At 64.6% G+C, this 429-nt stretch carries 1 protein-coding gene; it reads right to left on the bottom strand.

Annotated features, from left to right (window positions below; all coding sequences use genetic code 11):
* Positions 1-429, bottom strand: a 429-nt coding sequence (locus FJV41_RS50695) for a hypothetical protein (RefSeq protein ID WP_220138028.1), incomplete at both ends; no start/stop codon positions are given.

The following is a 429-nucleotide window of genomic DNA, read 5'->3' as shown; positions in this document are numbered from 1 at the left end:
CAAGAACGCGCTGGTCGTGTAGCGCGATGCCGTCTCGTAGTACCGGTTCTCCAGATAAGCGATCGCCGAGAAATAGGCATCGCTCACCGTCGGGTCGATCTCGAACCCATCGTAGTTGGCGATCAGGTGGACCTTGCGGCCGATCTCCTGGCAGGCGCGCTCGTATTCGCGGCGCACCAGTTCCACGTCGTCGATGGTCCGGACCTGAAAGCCTTCAAGGTTCGAGAACAGGATGTTGCGCTCCCGGTCGTAGCTGATCCGCTCCGAGAGGGAGAGCCCGAGGAGCCAGGGCTCCAGCCCCATGACGGCATCGCGGAACAGCCGCGGATCCATGGGCTTCGGGTCCTGCACGATCGGCGTGAATCCCATCTGCCCGAGGATGTCCCGCGCGATGTCGACCCCGGGGGCGACCTCGGCCAGCTCCACGCC

The organism is Myxococcus llanfairpwllgwyngyllgogerychwyrndrobwllllantysiliogogogochensis (assembly GCF_006636215.1).
In the GTDB taxonomy this organism is placed as follows: Bacteria; Myxococcota; Myxococcia; order Myxococcales; family Myxococcaceae; genus Myxococcus; species Myxococcus llanfairpwllgwyngyllgogerychwyrndrobwllllantysiliogogogochensis.
Note: the sequence above shows the minus strand (reverse complement) of the source record. Positions and strands in the feature narration are given on the sequence as shown.